General features: G+C 51.6%; 15 protein-coding genes. 10 read left to right on the top strand and 5 right to left on the bottom strand.

The window, feature by feature from the left end:
• Positions 1 to 240: 240 nt before the first annotated feature.
• Positions 241 to 1,380, top strand: a complete 1,140-nt coding sequence (locus ACYVC2_RS28615) for a pyridoxal phosphate-dependent aminotransferase (protein ID WP_461108434.1) — start codon at positions 241 to 243, stop codon at positions 1,378 to 1,380.
• A 38-nt stretch (positions 1,381 to 1,418) separates the two neighbouring features.
• On the opposite strand, the gene ACYVC2_RS28610 is transcribed toward ACYVC2_RS28615, so the two are convergent.
• The gene (locus tag ACYVC2_RS28610; RefSeq protein ID WP_461108432.1) at positions 1,419 to 2,660 is read right to left on the bottom strand and encodes an MFS transporter; all 1,242 of its coding nucleotides are present in this window, start codon (positions 2,658 to 2,660) and stop codon (positions 1,419 to 1,421) included.
• An 85-nt stretch (positions 2,661 to 2,745) separates the two neighbouring features.
• Here ACYVC2_RS28610 and aroB point away from each other — a divergent pair, with 85 nt between their 5' ends.
• Together aroB and ACYVC2_RS28600 are read left to right on the top strand one after the other, a co-directional pair.
• On the top strand, positions 2,746 to 3,786 hold the full coding sequence (gene aroB, locus ACYVC2_RS28605) for a 3-dehydroquinate synthase (protein ID WP_461108430.1): 1,041 nt from the start codon (positions 2,746 to 2,748) through the stop codon (positions 3,784 to 3,786).
• Positions 3,787 to 3,910: 124 nt separating this feature from the next.
• The gene (locus ACYVC2_RS28600) at positions 3,911 to 4,444 is read left to right on the top strand and encodes a DUF4136 domain-containing protein (RefSeq protein ID WP_461108428.1); all 534 of its coding nucleotides are present in this window, start codon (positions 3,911 to 3,913) and stop codon (positions 4,442 to 4,444) included.
• Positions 4,445 to 4,523: 79 nt separating this feature from the next.
• Here the strand turns inward: ACYVC2_RS28600 and gldA are convergent, their stop codons facing one another.
• Complete coding sequence (gene gldA, locus ACYVC2_RS28595) at positions 4,524 to 5,441, bottom strand: gliding motility-associated ABC transporter ATP-binding subunit GldA (protein ID WP_461108426.1); 918 nt, start codon at positions 5,439 to 5,441, stop codon at positions 4,524 to 4,526.
• A 267-nt stretch (positions 5,442 to 5,708) separates the two neighbouring features.
• On the opposite strand from gldA, the gene ACYVC2_RS28590 reads away from it, so the two are divergent.
• The 7 genes from ACYVC2_RS28590 (at position 5,709) to ACYVC2_RS28560 (ending at position 13,638) form a co-directional block, all read left to right on the top strand.
• A complete protein-coding gene (locus ACYVC2_RS28590; RefSeq protein ID WP_461108424.1) occupies positions 5,709 to 7,355 on the top strand; it encodes an amino acid permease in 1,647 nt (548 codons plus the stop codon).
• A 177-nt stretch (positions 7,356 to 7,532) separates the two neighbouring features.
• A complete protein-coding gene (locus ACYVC2_RS28585; RefSeq protein ID WP_461108422.1) occupies positions 7,533 to 8,729 on the top strand; it encodes an argininosuccinate synthase in 1,197 nt (398 codons plus the stop codon).
• Positions 8,713 to 9,969, top strand: coding sequence for a glycosyltransferase family 4 protein (locus tag ACYVC2_RS28580; RefSeq protein ID WP_461108420.1), 1,257 nt, complete (start codon positions 8,713 to 8,715; stop codon positions 9,967 to 9,969). Before ACYVC2_RS28585 ends, ACYVC2_RS28580 begins: the two co-directional genes overlap by 17 nt.
• Positions 9,970 to 10,980 (top strand): N-acetyl-gamma-glutamyl-phosphate reductase, encoded by a 1,011-nt coding sequence (gene argC, locus ACYVC2_RS28575; protein WP_461108418.1) that lies wholly within the window; start codon positions 9,970 to 9,972, stop codon positions 10,978 to 10,980. It begins immediately after the preceding gene.
• 26 nt (positions 10,981 to 11,006) lie between these two features.
• Positions 11,007 to 11,519, top strand: coding sequence for a GNAT family N-acetyltransferase (locus tag ACYVC2_RS28570; RefSeq protein WP_461108416.1), 513 nt, complete (start codon positions 11,007 to 11,009; stop codon positions 11,517 to 11,519).
• A 585-nt stretch (positions 11,520 to 12,104) separates the two neighbouring features.
• Positions 12,105 to 12,455: a YtxH domain-containing protein gene (locus ACYVC2_RS28565; RefSeq protein ID WP_461108414.1), complete on the top strand. Its 351-nt coding sequence runs from the start codon at positions 12,105 to 12,107 to the stop codon at positions 12,453 to 12,455.
• A 145-nt stretch (positions 12,456 to 12,600) separates the two neighbouring features.
• Entirely contained in the window at positions 12,601 to 13,638 is a 1,038-nt protein-coding gene (locus ACYVC2_RS28560; protein WP_461108412.1) for a YrzE family protein, read from the top strand.
• A 99-nt stretch (positions 13,639 to 13,737) separates the two neighbouring features.
• On the opposite strand, the gene ACYVC2_RS28555 is transcribed toward ACYVC2_RS28560, so the two are convergent.
• The 3 genes from ACYVC2_RS28555 to ACYVC2_RS28545 all read right to left on the bottom strand — a co-directional run bounded on the left by ACYVC2_RS28555 (position 13,738) and on the right by ACYVC2_RS28545 (position 17,725).
• Positions 13,738 to 15,228, bottom strand: a complete 1,491-nt coding sequence (locus ACYVC2_RS28555; protein WP_461108410.1) for an FG-GAP-like repeat-containing protein — start codon at positions 15,226 to 15,228, stop codon at positions 13,738 to 13,740.
• 296 nt (positions 15,229 to 15,524) lie between these two features.
• Positions 15,525 to 16,988 (bottom strand): gluconokinase, encoded by a 1,464-nt coding sequence (locus tag ACYVC2_RS28550; RefSeq protein ID WP_461108408.1) that lies wholly within the window; start codon positions 16,986 to 16,988, stop codon positions 15,525 to 15,527.
• A 23-nt stretch (positions 16,989 to 17,011) separates the two neighbouring features.
• Positions 17,012 to 17,725, bottom strand: coding sequence for a class I SAM-dependent methyltransferase (locus tag ACYVC2_RS28545; protein ID WP_461108406.1), 714 nt, complete (start codon positions 17,723 to 17,725; stop codon positions 17,012 to 17,014).
• Positions 17,726 to 17,728: the final 3 nt, after the last annotated feature.

The raw sequence follows: 17,728 nt of genomic DNA, 5'->3' as shown, positions 1-17,728 counted from the left end.
GAAAGCTATTAAAATTATAAAATATTTTAAGTTTTTTACAATTAATAAAATTATATGAAGGTAAATAAGGGAATAGGTAAAATATTATTTGAGGCTATTTTTGTGAATCGTATATTTGACTATCGCTGATCGGCCGACAGAGTACCGGTTGTGGCGTCGGTTGCTGCGTTTCGGAGCAACTGGCTATTGTTGAACACACTCCTTACTTTATCAATAACGCGTTAAGATCTACCTTCTCCTATGTCCATCAATCGTCGTGACTGGCTGCGGGCCAGTATGTTATCAGGCCTGACTCTGGCGGCTGCTCCGGCGGCATTCTGCGAACTGGAACCTCAAATGCCGGTCGGCTATAAAGCGCCAAAAGGGCCCCTGAAAGCCCGGCTATCGGCCAACGAGAATCCGTACGGGCCTTCGCCAAAAGCGCTGAAAACCATTACGGAAGCCGCTCCCGACGGATACCTGTACGCGATGGAATACGCCCGGAAATTCCGCAAGTTGGTAGCCGATACTGAAGGCGTACCTGAAGAATACGTATTGCTGGGCGCTGGTTCGGGCGAACTGCTGACGGCAGCTTCACTCTGGGCCGCTTATCGCCCCAATGCTGGCCGTACTATCGTAGCTCCTGACCCAACGTTTGACGCGCTGCCGCGCACGGCCGTAAAGCATGGCATTACCATGGACCGCGTACCGCTGGTAGCCGCCGATGGCTACGACATCAACCTGAACAAGCTGAACGAACGGGTGGGTAGCCAGACTGGGATGGTTTATCTCTGCAACCCCAATAACCCCACGGCTATTATCGTTGACCCCACGAAACTGCGGGCCTTCTGCGAAGCCGTAGGGGCGAAAACGCCTATTCTGGTCGACGAAGCTTATATTGACTACACGCCCGATCCGAAAGCCTACTCGATGGTCGATATGGTGAAGAAGGGTAGCAATGTCATCATCACCAAAACCTTCTCGAAAGTTCACGGCTTTGCCGGTCTTCGGACGGGCTACATGATTGCCAAGCCGGAGTTGCTGGAAGAGATTGCCAAATTTGCCACCGGTGGCAGCAGCATGAGCATGACTACGCTGCGGGCCGCTACGGTCAGCCTGCAGGACAAGGAGTTCATCAACTTTTCGCTCGGGAAGGCCAAAGAATCAAAGGATTATTTGCTGGGTGTGCTCAAACAGCACAACTACGAACCACTGCCATCGGGGGCCAACTTCGTGATGTTCCCGATCCGGATGAAAGGCGAGGACTTTGTGGGCCGGATGATGGAACAGGGCGTAAGCATTCGCCAGTGGAAATTCGACGGCCAATACTGGTGCCGCGTAAGCTTAGGCACTATAGATCAAATGAAGGCCTTTGCCGACGGTCTGAAAGTAATCTCCTGAATTTAAAAGCCTGGGAAATTCTCCCGGGCTTTTTAAATCTAGTTTATGGATACCGTTTTGGTCGGATCGATCCGCAGCCAAAGTAAGGCGCTGACAAACAGGCAACCGGCAATCATAAAGAGCGGGTAATTGAAGTTAGCCGTTTGTTTGACGATGATACCAAACAGAATGGTGATGAAAAACCCACCCAACTGCCCCGCAAAATTCATCGACCCAGCTACGGTACCGGAGTTTCGCTGGCCAATGTCGACGCATACGGCAAAGGCAACGGGCAAGGCCAGATCTTTCAGCAGAACACAGCCTGCCAGCAGATAACCGGCCATCTGGTTGTCGGTCGTCAGGCCAGCCAGCAGAAAAAACAGGCTCGACATGCCCAGACCACCCATGCCGACGGCCCGACGGCCAATTTTCAGCCCGTAGCGTTTAGTTAGGGCATCGCTCAGTACACCACCCACCAGGCAGCCGATGGCGCCCAGAAAGTACGAGAGCGAGATAAAATTCTTGGTATCCTCTTCCGACAAGCCCCGGCCTTCCTGGAAATACACCGACGACCAGTTGGTAAAAAAATACGATCCATAAAAAAATAAGTGGCACATCAGCATCAGCGCCCAGAGGTCTGGATTGCGAATGATGGTCGTCCACGGAATCCGATGGTCGCTGGGCTTGCTACTCCGGTTGGTTTCAATCTCCTCAACTTCAGCCGCGCTAATTCCTGTTTTCTCCGCCGGGTCATCGCGAAACCAGCCGTACCAGCCAGCGGCCCACAACACGCCGAGTAAACCCAGTGCGGCAAAAGCCCAGCGCCAGCCAGCCCAGTGTACCAGCGGAATAACCACCAGCGGGGTCAAAGACCCGCCCAGCCGGCCGGCGGCCCAGATCACCGATTGCGCCCGGCCTACTTCGACGGCCGGAAACCAGCGGGCTATGACGATCGAAGCGTTCGGATAAGCCCCCGCTTCGCCCGCCCCAAACAAAAACCGAACGATCAGCAGATACAGAAAAGAAAAGGCCGTACCGGTGAGGGCCGTAAAGCCCGACCACCACAGGACGACGCGAGTCAGCACACGCCGGGGACCAATCTTATCGCCGAGCGATCCGGTCGGGATTTCAAACAAGGCATATGAGAGTGAAAAAGCACCCAGAATCCATCCAAACTGCTCGTTATCGAGGTGGAGATCGGCTTTCACATATTTACTCACGACGTTCATGCAAACGCGGTCGAGGTAGGTGATGGTCGAAAGCAGGAACAAAACCGAGAGGACACGGTAACGAATTTTCATGAGCAGCAGGTTGGAACAGGGGAAAGACCAAAAATACTTCGGAGTCTGCCTTTATACCCATCAGCCACCAACGTATTTTTGTCCCATGTCAATTGTAACCATCGCCCCCCTCACCGAAAGTCTGGCCGCTTTCCTCGATTCTCACGATTTCTCGGATGTTGCTGTCATTGTCGACAACCACACGTCTCGTTTTTGCTACCCCGACCTGAAGCCGATTTTACCCAGGCATACCCTGATCCGGATCAAATCGGGCGAAGAACAGAAACATATTGCTACATGCGAACTGATCTGGGATGCACTCACCCGCGCCAATTTCGACCGGCATGGACTGGTACTGAACCTAGGTGGTGGGGTGATTGGCGACATGGGTGGGTTTTGCGCGGCTACCTATAAGCGCGGAATCGCTTTTGTTCAGCTTCCTACGACGCTCCTGGCTCAGGTCGATGCCAGTGTAGGCGGCAAGCTCGGTATCGATTTCCGGGGGTATAAAAACCACATCGGCGTTTTTCAGCAGCCCGACGCCGTATTGATCGACACCGGCTTTCTGACGACACTGCCCGAGCGTGAACTGCGGTCGGGTTTTGCCGAAGTGATCAAGCATTGCCTCATTGCCGATGCCGCCATGTGGGACGACATTCGCCGTCGGGATCTGGATGAGCAGGACTGGGATAAGCTCGTGACGCATTCGGTGCGCGTGAAGCAGCGAGTCGTGGCAGAGGACCCGACCGAGAAAGGGCTACGGAAGATCCTGAACTTCGGTCATACCCTCGGTCATGCCGTTGAAACCCACTTTCTGACCCAGCCCCGCAAGCGGCTTCTGCACGGCGAAGCCATTGCGGTAGGGATGATTGCAGAAGCCTACATCGCCTTTCAAAAAAAAATGATCGATCAGGCACTGCTGACCGCAACCGAAGAGTACCTTTTTTCCGTATATGGGAATGTACGACTGGTGGATGAAGACATCGAACCCATTCTGGCGCTGACGTTACAGGATAAGAAAAATCGGGGAAATCAGGTGCGGATGGCTCTACTGGATGGACCCGGAAGTTGTGCGTATGACGTCCCGGTAACGGCGGCCGAAATGCGTCGGGGACTGGAGTTTTACCGGGGCCTTACAAAGCATTAAAAATTGGTGAATGCACCATTGTTTGCCAAACATTTACGATTATATTTGGGTTCGACCAGTATAGTATCATCAGTATAAACATTAGCCTAAATTTTATTATTGAAAACTTTTTACAACTGTGGGTATGAAAAAGTGCATCGGAATTCTGTTTGCCCTGGCCGTTGTGGTACTGGCCGGTTGCTCATCGAGCAGGTTATTTGTGGAGCATGATTATAGCTACGAGGGCCATTTCAAAAACTACGAATCCTTTAATTTTCTGGAGTGCGAATTTGTCGATTCAACGCTGCTTTGCTCCGACATTCAGGATGCCATCCGGCACCAGATGGAAGCCCGGGGCTATCGCGTTAGCAACCGTAACCCAAACTTACTGATCTCATATAATATTTTCCGGTCCGATCTTCGCTTCCGGGGGTATCAGCAGCCCGTCATTAAAGACTGGGTTGTGCGAGAAGACGAAGATGCTACCTACAAACGGATCGATTATAACCTGGATGAAGGTACCCTGATGATTTCGCTCATCGATGCCGAATCGTATCAAGTCATCTGGAAAGGCTACGCTTCGAAAATGATGCGCAACCAGAACTTCAAGAATAACTACTTCAAAGGAATTGTCCGATCCATTTTTGACCAGTATCCGCTGATGGCCACAGCGCGGTAAGGGTGCTATAAAATGAATAATGGAGAATGTATAATGGGAGTTGTCCCGTCATTATACATTCTCCATTATTCATTTTACATTACTTTGTCAGCTCCTTGAAAATTCCTTCGAGTGAGCTTTCCTGCTGCCGAAGGCCAACCAGGGTTAGGTTCTGATCGGCGGCCAGGCGAAAGATGGCGGCCCGCAGATCGGTCGTTGGGCTCGCCGAGATGCGGTACTGCCCCTGGCCCAGTGGCTCAATCCGCTCGACGCCCGGTACTGAGCCGAGTATGGTGGAATCGGTTAAGTCGCTTTCAAACTCGGCTACTACCGTTACGCCCACGCCCGCCGAAGCGCTACGAAGCTGACTCAGCGAACCGTCGGCCACGATATGTCCCCGGTTGATGATAACCACCCGATCGCACACGGCTTCGACTTCCTGCATGATGTGGGTCGAAAAAAGCACTGTTTTGTCGCGACCGGCATCGCGGATCACCTGCCGGATCTCCGCTAACTGGTTAGGGTCGAGACCCGTCGTGGGTTCATCGAGGATCAGCACCGGTGGGTTATGAATGAGCGCCTGCGCTAAACCGACCCGCTGACGATACCCTTTGGAAAGTTGCCCGATGCGTTTGTGCTGTTCACGACCCAGACCGACCAGCTCGATCATCTGCCCAATACGCTGGCTCAGGCCAGAACCGCTCAGCCCGTGTAACGATCCGGCAAAGCGCAGGTATTCCTTTACGTAGAGATCCAGATAGAGTGGATTGTGTTCAGGTAAGTAACCGACACTCCGGCGTACCTCCATCGGGTGCGTGCGAACATCGAACCCGTTTACCTCGACGGTTCCATCGGTGGGTGGTAGATAACCCGTGGCGATCTTCATCGTCGTTGATTTTCCGGCACCATTGGGGCCTAGAAAACCGACAATTTCGCCGGGATCAACGGTAAGGGAAATCTGGTCGACGGCCCGTTGCTGCTTATATTCTTTGGTCAGCTGTTGAACGCGGATGGACATAATTTATGAATAAGACTGTCAATTAAACGACAAAGACGAATCAATTGGCATAGCGTTGATCTGATGAATGCAAGACAAGTTTATTTTCGCCCGGACTACCCGGATAAACAGGATGTTTTTTGAAGAACGAATCCTGTTTATCCGGGCAATCCGGGCGAAAAGCAGGCACCTGTCGTACCTCCGACCAGACTGGAACAGACAGAAAACCGGAAAGAATAGCTATTTTAGCTGTTTAACATCGATAAACGCCGTTTTTCCTCTTCCACCATGTCGCTTTTCCGAAAGAAAACCGTAGCCCAAATCCTGAACGATGCCGCCGAAGGCGAATCGAGTAAACTGGTCAAAACCCTGGGTGTCCGCGATCTGACTTCGTTTGGAATTGCGGCCATCATTGGAGCCGGTATCTTCAGCACGATTGGATTGGCGAGTTACAACGGCGGCCCGGCCGTATCGCTGTTGTTTGTCTTTACGGCCATTGCCTGCGTGTTTACCGCGCTAAGTTACGCACAGTTTGCCAGTACCGTACCCGTGAGCGGCAGCGCTTATACCTATGCCTACGTCGCTTTCGGCGAAATTTTTGCGTGGGTGATCGGCTGGGCGCTCATTCTCGAATATGCGGTCAGCAACATGGTCGTCGCCATCTCGTGGTCGGAGTATTTTACGTCCATGCTCAGTGGATTTGGGATTACGTTTCCAAAATATTTCGCTACGGATTACGGTTCGGCATCTGCGGCTTTTGCCAAACTACAAGCGGGGGAAACACTCACAGGCCCCGAACAAACACTGGCCGATGCTTTTGCCCATGCCCCGATGTTGGGGAATCTGAAGCTGATTGCCAACCTGCCCGCCGGAGCCATTACCGTACTTATTACCGCTTTGGTTTACATCGGCATTAAAGAATCCAGAACGGCGAGTAATATTCTGGTGGTACTCAAACTAGCGGTCATCGGTCTGGTGATCACCGTGGGGGCGTTTTACGTAAAACCTGCCAACTGGTCGCCCTTTGCCCCAAACGGCGTGTCGGGCGTACTGAGCGGGGTCGCATCGGTATTTTTTGCGTTCATCGGCTTCGATTCCATTTCCACCACCGCCGAAGAGTGTAAAAATCCACAGCGTGATCTGCCCCGCGCGATGCTCTATTGTCTGGCGATCTGTACCGTTCTCTACGTGCTCATCACGCTGGTGCTAACTGGTATGGTCAACTACAAGGAATTGGGCGTAAGTGATCCGCTGGCGTATGTGTTTCAGAAAGTAAACCTCGATTTTGTAGCGGGCGTCATTTCCGTAAGTGCCGTGGTAGCTATTACCAGTGCGTTGCTGGTGTATCAGCTGGGGCAACCGCGCATCTGGATGACCATGAGCCGGGATGGTTTGCTGGGCGAGCGATTTTCGCGCATTCATCCCCGGTATAAAACCCCTTCCTTTTCAACCATCGTGACGGGCGTCATTGTGGCCGTTCCCTCGTTATTTCTGGACCTGAAGACCTTCGTCGACCTGACTAGTGTGGGCACATTTTTTGCGTTTATTCTCGTCTGTGCCGGTATTCTTTTCCTGGACGCCAGGGGGCTGTCGGCGCAGTCTAAATTCAAGGTGCCTTACGTCAACGGAAAATACATTATTGGCGTACTGTTCCTGATTTCTCTGGTTTACGCATTAACCCAGGGTAGCCCACTCGAAACGCTCGAAGAGCGCCCGCTACTGGTGGTTTTCTGGGGCGTGTGGGCCATCTTGTCCGTGCAGGGCTTTCTCTATAATTTCTCGTTGCTACCCGTTATCGGCATTCTGACGAACCTGTATCTCATGACCGAACTCGGTGCCAGCAACTGGCAGATTTTCGGTATCTGGCTAGTGATCGGGCTGACCATCTACTTTCTCTACGGCTTCCGTAAGAGTAAGCTGGCTGACCGGGAGTAAGTTTCGGTGTAAACGGCAGGTCAGAAATTCGGGTGATCAAAGTGGGTAGAAGCCTGTTAGCGCTAATTCCCTGCCGACATTAAGCGGAGTAATTGCAAAATGTAACGCAGGAAGCCCGATATTTGCCCGTCCAAAACTATCCTGATGACGGACTGGGGTCCGGCGTCTTCTGTTCTGATGTCTCAAAAAGTAGTTCTTGCCTTTAGCGGAGGTCTCGATACCTCCTTCTGTGTTAAATATTTGTCGGAAGACCGGGGCATGGAAGTGTACTCGGTGCTGGTCGATACGGGCGGCTTCTCCGACGCGGAGCTGAAAGCCATTGAAGAACGGGCGTATTCGCTGGGGGTGAAATCGCATAAAACGATTGCCAAAACAGATGAGTATTACCAGCAGTGCCTGAAGTTCCTGGTATTTGGGAATGTGTTGAAAAACAACACCTATCCGCTCAGTGTCAGTGCCGAACGGATTTTTCAGGCCATTGCCGCTGCCGAGTATGCCCGCGAAATCGGTGCTTCGGCAATTGCGCACGGTAGTACGGGGGCCGGTAACGATCAGGTTCGTTTCGATATGGCCTTTCGGATCATTGCTCCGGACGCTGAAATCATCACGCCCATCCGCGACTTGCGGCTGTCGCGGGAGGCCGAAATCGAATACCTCAAAGCGAAAGGTGTAGACCAGGAGTGGCACAAAGCGGCTTACTCCATCAACAAAGGCCTGTGGGGCACGTCGGTTGGCGGCAAAGAAACCCTGACGTCCGACCAGTTTCTGCCCGAATCGGCCTGGCCGACCCAGGTCACGAAAACCGAGCCCGAAACCATCACGCTTACGTTCGAACACGGTGAGATCAAAGGCGTGGGAGCCGAGAAATTTACCAATCCGGTAGACGCCATTCGTAAACTCACCGAGCTGGCCGGACCCTTCGGCATCGGACGGGATATCCACGTGGGCGATACGATCATCGGAATCAAAGGCCGGGTCGGTTTTGAAGCACCCGCTCCGCTGATCCTGATCAAAGCGCACCATACCCTCGAAAAGCATGTGCTCGCAAAATGGCAGCTGTACTGGAAAGAACAACTGGCCAACTGGTACGGAACCATGCTCCACGAGGGCCAGTTTATGGACCCCGTCATGCGAAATATCGAAGTGTTTCTGGCCGATACGCAGACGCATGTATCGGGAAAAGTACACGTCCTGCTGGCTCCGTATCGGTTCCAGGTGCTGGGGATCGAATCGGAACACGATCTGATGTCGTCGGCTTTCGGTAGCTATGGGGAAATGAATAACGCCTGGACCGGCGACGACGTGCGGGGATTCTCGAAAGTCGCGTCCAACCAGGTCATGATTTACGAGAAAATTCGTGAACATAATTCTTGATGCCAGCCTGCTGGGGATTGGGTTTTACCACCGGCAGGCCCAGACAGGCGTAAACCGGGTGGTTGATCAGTTGATGACGGGCCTGTGGTGGCACGACGAGGTTCATCTGTCGCTGGCGGCTTCGTCGCACCTGTCCGAGACCATGCGTTACGTCCGTACGGTATTTGGTCGGTCGCGCCCCGAGTTTGTCAACCGGTCGACCGACCAGGTGCTGGGTACGGTAGAGAATACCCTGCTCAGCCCGCTGGCCATCAGTAGTTTACCGACAAAAGTGATCCGGGAAGGGTTTTACCGCGCCCGGAAAACCTTCGGCCCCGAAACCCTGCGGTTCAACACAGACCATTGGGCTGCGGGAAGTATCTATCATTCACCGTTCTACCCGATTCCCGGCGCCGTTGGTCGTAATCATTCGATTCATACGGTCCAGACCATTCATGACCTAATCCAGATTTTTCATCCGGAATGGTTTCCCAGTGGCGACACCACCGTTCGGCAGGTACTGGATCATCTGACGCCGGAAACGCAGCTTGTAACAATCTCCGACGCAACCAAAGACGATGTCTGTGAGTATACTGGTATCGACCCGAGTCGGGTAACCCCGATTCATCTGGCGGCTTCGCCAAAGTTGTTCTATTCCGTAGCCGATCAGGCCCATAAACAGGCCATACGGACCCAGTACCGAATCGGCGATGCGCCTTATCTGCTCAGTTTAGCTACCTTCGAGCCACGGAAGAATATCGATCACCTGGTGCGGGCGTTTGTGGAACTGGCGAACAGCCGTGCGATTCCGGCTGATATGAAGCTGGTTCTGGTAGGAACGAAAGGCTGGAAGTTCGACAAGATCATGGCCGAACTAACGCAGAATCCAGCGCTGCGCTCGCGGCTGATCGTTACGGGTTTCGTACCTGATGAGCACCTGGCGCCTTTGTATTCCGATGCAACGGCGTTTGTGTATCCATCCCGGTACGAAGGATTCGGCCTGCCGCCCCTCGAAGCCATGCAGTGCGGTTTGCCGGTGGTCACGTCGGATATTCCAGCCATTACCGAAGTGGTGGGTGATGCCGCCCTGCGGGTACCGCCGATGGATGTAGACGCGCTCTGTCAGGCCATTCTTCAGGTAGTAAACTCCGAATCGACCCGAGAAATGATGGCAGAAAAGTCATTAAAGCGAGCTTCTTTGTTTTCGTGGGACAAATTTACCGCCGAACATGTTGCCTTATACAAACGAATTCTTTCCTGAATGAAACTGAATGTGGGTATCATTGGCGGAGCGGGCTACACGGGTGGCGAGCTGTTGCGCATTTTATTGAATCATCCTTTTGTCAATGTTGCGTTTGTGCACAGCAACAGCCAGGCGGGCAAGCCAGTCTGGATGACGCATACCGATTTGCTGGGTGATACGGATTTGACGTTTTCGGGTGATATCGATCTGACTCCGGCGCTCTCGGCAAACGAAGGAGGGACGTCTGGCGAAACCCTAGGCGTCGATGTGATTTTTCTCTGCTCGGGGCATGGCGCATCGGTGACGTTTATGGCCGAAAACGAAGTCTCCGACGATATAACGGTGATCGATCTGAGCGCTGACTTCCGCGACGAACACGATGACTTCGTGTATGGGCTACCGGAGTTGCAGCGGGAACGGATTCAGGAATCGACGCGGATTGCCAATCCTGGCTGTTTCGCTACGAGTATTCAGCTGGCTTTGCTGCCGTTGGCCAAAGCAGGTAAACTGATCGATGCGGTTCAGGTCAGTGCGATTACCGGTAGCACCGGAGCCGGGCAGGCGCTGGTGCCCACTACGGGTTTTACCTGGCGGAACAACAACGTTTCGATTTATAAGGCATTCACCCACCAGCACCTGGCCGAAATTCGCCAGAGCCTGACTCAACTCGAACCAGACTTCAATAGCGCGATCAACTTCGTGCCCTACCGGGGCGATTTTACGCGGGGGATTATGGCCAATGTCTACACGCCTTACTCAGGAACGGTGGAAGAGGCCAAACAACTGTATCGCAGCTACTACGAATCGCATCCGTTTACGCATCTGAGCGATGCTCCCGTAGACGTAAAGCAGGTCGTGAACACGAATAAGTGCCTGTTGCACCTGGAAGTTCACGACGGGCAGCTGCTGATCACGAGCGTCATCGACAACCTGACCAAAGGCGCATCGGGCCAGGCGGTTCAGAACATGAATCTAGTATTTGGCTTACCTGAAGATGCCGGTCTGCGGCTTAAAGCGGTAGCATTTTAGTAGGGTAACGTAGCCGCGTTCCTGCCATGATTGAAACGAAACGTTTGCAACTGGTCAATTTTTCGGTCGAGGATGCCGCTTTCGTGCTCGACCTGCTCAACTCGTCTACCTGGCTCGAATTTATTGGCGATCGGGGCGTTCGAACGCTCGATGACGCGCGACTTTACATTCAGAATGGCCCGTTGAAAAGCTATGAGCAGTTTGGGTTCGGTCCGTATCTGGTCAGACAAAAAGAGAACGGCCGACCTGTTGGCTTGTGTGGCTTGTTCAAACGGGAAACCCTGCCCGACGTGGACATTGGATTTGCGGTTCTGCCTGCCTACGCCGGTCGTGGTTACGGCTATGAATCGGCCACAGCAGTGATTACCTACGCCACTAATCGACTCGGGCTGGCGCGCCTTACGGGCCTTACAACGGCAGATAATACTCCTTCAATTCAATTGCTCGAAAAACTGGGTTTACGCTTCGAAAAGAAAATCCGGTTTCGCGACGACGGTAAAGAAAGTTTGCTGTACGGAATGCCGCTGAGAACAGATTGATTGAACTGTTCTCAGCGGCATTCCTGCAAAAGATATATTCCTTCCTTAGGCTGCAGCCGGGCCTTTTCATCTTAGCCAGTAAGCATCGTAGTCACATTATCTGGCAGACGGAGCAGATGTTGGACAACCTGTTTTATGACGACCAGATTGACCGTAGTCTATTGGAATTCAGTAGCCAATCCTATGTCGAATAAGCGCAACGTTTCGATACGTACATATAAATATATTTGAGTATTTATACTCGATCATTCTGATAATAGTTGGTTTGATTATGTAAGTATTTGTACTAATGTAGTAGCTACAATTGTATCTGGTACTTTTGTCTTGATTCTGTTAGGAAACGGTTATCGGTGTTTGTTAAGTACAATATATTTAATTATTTTAGTATATTATAGAGAATATTAACTGGAAATTTATTCCCCGCTTTGGGTAATTTTCACTACATATATGTGTGATATTGGTATAGAAGATATCTGTAAATATACTCAATAAAATTCTATACCCTGTTGATTTGAGTTTGGCATGGTTTTTTTAGAGGACGCTGTAAACGATTTTCTTTTCGAAAACTTAAACACACTCACTACCATGTTTTACAAAAAAAAACACCCGGCAGATTACCTCACTGATCAGACTTATTTATCGGGTTTGCTCACTGGCCTGGCGACTGGCCTGGCCATTGGTATCCTGTTCGCCCCCAAGTCTGGTAAAAAACTCCGTAAACAGCTAGTCGGCTCGTTAAGCGAACAAACGAAAGAAGCTAAGCACCAGTGGGATAAAACGAAGTCTAAAGCCAAAGACGCGTGGGATACCGTTCAGGACTCAGTAAGTTCCGGTATCGACGATGCACAGGACGAACTCGACGACCTGGCCAGCAAAACCGAAGCGAAGGCAAAAGAGGTGGTCAGCGACGCGAAATCTGGCTTCAATCGCCTGTAGGTCTTTCGACACAAACTTTCTGATTTACTCAACTCCATAAACAGAATCCCCGACCTACCTAAGTCGGGGATTCACATAGTGCGCCATTTCGCAGGTTTCTGACCGAAGGAGTGGTCTTTTACCAACTTAAACTAATATCGAACCAATGGAACGTAATGTATCTTACACAAATCAGGCTTATAATCAGGCTACTTTTCTAAAGCGAATATCCTGGAGTGCCGTTTTCGCCGGTGTACTAGTCGCTATAGTCACGCAGATGCTATTGACCCTGCTCGGCCTGGGTATTGGCTTGAGCACGATCGATCCGGTCACGGAGCGTAATCCTACGGCTGGGCTGGGTACGGGCAGTGCCATCTGGTATATCATCAGCAGCCTGCTTTCGCTGTTCATAGGTGGCTGGGTCGCTGGCCGATTAGCCAGTGCTCCCCGCCTGTTCGATGGCATCATTCATGGGGTGCTGACCTGGTGTCTGGCTACTTTACTCACTATCTATTTCCTGACCACCACGGTAGGTAGTCTGATTGGTGGAGCGAGTCGGTTAGTGGGTGGTCTGGTCAGCACAGCCACGTCGGCCGTGGCCGGAGCGGCACCGGGTATCGGTAATGCCGTTGGCGATCAGCTCAAAAAGAACGGTATCGATATGAAAGATATAGACCTTACGAATTTACAGAAGGAGGTCAACCAGATTCTCCGGCAAACGGGTGACCCCAAGCTGAATCCGAACCGGTTGGAGCAGCAGGCCGAACAGGCAGGTCAGCAGACAAAAAACGCGGCTAATCAGGCTGCATCCGACCCTCAGGCCGCCGATAATATTGCTACCAGCTTATTCGATCGGCTCTTCAGACAGGGTAAGGCTACGGTCGACAATGTGGATCGGGACGATGCCGTCAACGTCGTGATGAAACGTACGGGTAAAAGCCGGGCCGAAGCGGAACAAACGGTGGATAGCTGGATAAATACCTACAAACAGGCAGCGGCCAAGTTTGAGGAGACGAAAAAAGAAGCCGAAATACAGGTTCGGCAGGCGGCTGACAAAGCGGCTTCTGGCGCATCGAAAGCAGCTATTTTTGGTTTCTTCGGGCTGTTGATCGGAGTCGTTGCGGCTGGCTACGGAGCCATGATGGGCACAGAATCGAAAGAGAATATCAGCGCTTTTGACCGGCCAATTGGGTCAACTCATTAAACCGACCGTTCATAGCCAACGTCATAAACACACCGACGGGCTACAATATATCAATTGTAGCCCGTCGGTGTGTTTATGACTTTTGACCTTTTCTCGGGCCTAACGCTCGAAATAATCGATTCGCTCCGTGTCTGTATTGTTGGTCACATCGCTCTCGTTATTATTCCCGATAGTCGCGCTGACGGTCAAGGTACCCTGCGTCGCTCCGGGCACCAACTGGCCGCTCAAGCCTACTGACACACTCTGACCACCCCCAATTGAAGTTAGCCGAGTCAGTACATAATAATCCGGATTGGAAGTCCCATCGAATAGCCACTGATTATTTTCAACCGTAGTGTCATAACCGGGTATGTAGGTTGCGTTCGGATCGAAGCCCAACTGGAGCTTGGCGTCTTTAGAGATGTATAAAACCACCGGATTCGTCGTGCCAATACCATTGAATTCCATTAAATTGACCAGTACATTAACGGAGGTAGGGCCGTTGACAACCGAGGGCTGAGCGTAAATGACAGCCATCAGATCGGGCAGGAAGGGATTGTTGGTATTCGTTTGGTCCTCAAAGGCAGGGCTGTTCGTCGCTCCCGTATTTTCAAAGTACAACTCTCGACCTGTTGCCGTTCCTACAATGACGTCCAGATCGCCATCTAAATCGACGTCGCCCAGCGTCGGGGCGGTAAAGGTCTCACCAACCAGGCTTCTGGGCACTCCCAAAATAAAGAAAGGGTTACTTGGCCCGCTCTGGGAAACATACAACGGATTGGTGGCACTTCCCAGGTTTTTGTAGTACATCAGCGATCCGTCAGCCGTACCTAAAACAACGTCCTGGTCGCCGTCGCCGTCCAGGTCGCCTATCGTTGGGCTCGTATATCCCTGCCCATCCAATGACTCGTTGATCTGGTTAAAGGGATTATCGCCGGCGCTCTGCGAAACGTATAGCGGGTTGGTAGCCGTCCCCAGGTTTTTATAAAATAGCAAAGCGCCCCCCGCCGTACCAATAACCGCATCCAGATCGCCGTCGGCGTCGACATCTTTTAAACTTGGTGCCGAGTAGCTATAGTCAGCCAAGTCCCGGCTCATAGCCAGAAAGGGATTGTCTGTCGAACTTTGCGATACATAGAGGGGGTTAGTAGCTGAGCCCTGATTTTTAAAATAAACCAGATCACCACCGACCGTACCGATAATCGCATCCAGATCGCCGTCCCCATCGACATCGCCTAAAGCCGGACTAGAGTAGCTAAGATCGACACTTGTATCAAAATACAGGAAAGGGTTGTCCTCCCCACTTCGCGAGACATACAGCGGATTAGTTGCAGTTCCCAGATTTCTGTAGAATAACAACGTACCACTGGCCGTACCAATGACCGCATCCAGGTCACCATCCGAGTCGACATCGCCCAGCGTTGGGGCAGAGTACGTGTTCGAATTTGCCTGTGTCCTAAGCAGTCTGGCACCACTAACGGGTGAATTGCCCGTCGTAGTTCCAACGCGCGGCAGGGGCTGGGCAGGACTGGTAATGGCCAACAATCCAAGCTGAGCAACCAGTAGCAGGCACTTGTGCGAACGATTGATTGAGTAAAAGAGTAAGTTCATAACAAAAGAGGAAAAAAAAGAGAAAGAGACGACCTGATCGACCTGTCTTAATTACTGTTTATAATTGTAACATTCGTCGATTAAGTACTTATTTGTATAATAAAAAATCTTGCTGTATACTCTTTGTAAGAAAAGCGGGAGATATAGAAAAAACACTAGGCAAATACTATCAAATATAGTACGATTTACTGAATAGCAAAGAATAAAGCACAAAGTAATTTGACTGATAACCTGTATCTTATAAAAATATGAGCACTGATTTATAAACAAGGGATTTATTAGCGGTTTCGGGAGAATTATAACTTTTTCAAGCCAGCTTCCCATTCCTTGTAGGCTATCCGGTAGGCTTTATGCCGATCTAAATCGGGTTCGAACGTATCGCCAAAAGCCACTCGCTCAGCGGCTTCGTCCAGCGTTTTAACCACACCAGTTGCTTTGAGTGTCAGTAGGATAGCGCCCATAGAGCCGCTTTCATTGCTGGCATTGAGCCGCACCGGAATACCGGCCATATCCGCCAGCATCTGTACCCATAATGTCGATTGCGCAAAGCCGCCATTGGCGTGAATGACTCTGGCAGAGCCAGTATGAGTTGTTAACAGCTCATTGATGTTTAGTAAATTAAATAAAACACCTTCCAGCGCGGCCCGCACAAAGTGTGCGCGGGTGTGTTGCCAGTCCACGTGCAGGTAGGCGCCACGTACCGACGCATCCCACAACGGGGCCCGTTCCCCCTGTAGGTAAGGAAGAAAAAGCAGGCCATCCGAGCCGGGCGGAATGGTGGCAGCTTCGTCCAGTACGGCCTGGGTATCTTGCTGAGTCAATTTTTCCGTAATCCACTCCAGTATGTTCCCACCGTTATTGGTCGGGCCGCCTACCACATAATAGCCTTCGTCTAGGTAATAGCAGAACAGTCGAATCTCAGCATCACGAAGAGGTTTGCGAACCGTTTGCCGTACGGCTCCGCTCGTGCCGATGGTCAGGGTCGCCGTTCGGGGTTTTATGGCCCCGGCTCCCAGGTTCGCCAGACACCCATCAGACGCTCCGATCAGTAGCGAAACCCCATCGGATAGTCCAGTTTTAGCGGTTTCAGGCCGGGACTGATAAGGGCGTTGAAGAGTCGTGGGAACGGGTGTGGAAAGCTGATCGATTCGAATACCGGCATAGCCCAGCGCCTGTTCGCTCCATTGCCGCTTGTTTTCGGAAAATAAGCCCGTTGCCGTGGCGATCGAGTAGTCGATTTCGAACTGGCCGGTCAGTTTGTGCCACAGGAATTCCTTGATCGAACCAAAACGAGCCGTTCGGCGAAGAAGCCGCGGGTCGTGTTCCCGTAGCCAGGCCAGCTTACACAGCGGAATCATGGGGTGAATGGGCGTACCGGTTTCCTGGTAAATCATTTTACCCAATTCGGCCTGGCTGGTGCGCAGTGCGGCAGCCTCCGCTTCGGCGCGGTTATCCGACCAGAGAATCGCGTGAGCAGTGGGTGAACCGTCGGCATTCATGGGCAACAAGCTGTGCATGGCCGTGCAAAACGCGACATGTGTGATTGCATGACCTTGCTCTTTCAGTTCATTACTCACTTCGGCCATAACCAGCTCGAAAGCAGCCCATATTTCGGCGGGGTCCTGTTCGGCATAGCCCGGCTTAGGATTGAGGGTCGTGAGTGGGGCCGATGCGTGCGCCAGAATCTGGCTCAAATCCGGCGGCATAGCCAGCGCTTTTACGTTGGTCGTACCGACATCAACGCCAACGATACAATTCATAAGCTAGAGAATTGAAAACAGAGTTAATCTCTCTTTACGGCTCTAAGGCACAGGAAGGCTGGAAATTCGTTCAGCTCTTTAAAATGCTTTGGGTCGTATTGTTCAAACGCTTCTACTGGTTTTGGCTCCACTAGCCGATCGAGGTAAAAGCCGTTTTCCGTTAGTGGAGTAATGCACTCAGAAAGTGATCGTCGATAGCTGTTGACTTCAATCGGTTTTCCAAAAGCGGTCCAAACGCATTGTACGGGCTCAATTGAAAAATAAGCGGCCGACTTAAAATAATTGAACTCGAAGAAGGGATGTTCAATGGACAGAATTAGAAGACCTCCGGGTTTTAAGACCCGACAATATTCACGAATGGTCAACGTCCAATCCCGCAGGTAGTGCATTGCTAAGGCACAAATAACTATATCGAACGATCCGTCGGTTAGTGTGGCAAAGGGTTTGTTTAAATCCTGTACGAAAAAAGTGCCTGCCGCCTTATTGCGTTTTCGGGCCAGGGCAATCATACGGGGGCTTATATCAAAACCTGTCACACGCGCTCCCTGACCTATTAAAATCTCGGCATACTTTCCAGGACCACAGGCTGCATCCAGTACAGACTTCCCACTAACGTCAGGCAACAAGGCCAGAGTATTGGGTCGGTCATAATAGGCGTTATGGGGTTTATGATCGATCAGAGCATCGTAACTGTCGGCCATTTCTTCGTAAGCCGCAACAATTTTTTTCTCAATCATACT

Source organism: Spirosoma koreense (genome assembly GCF_054777875.1).
This window is presented reverse-complemented; position numbering and strand designations above follow the sequence as displayed.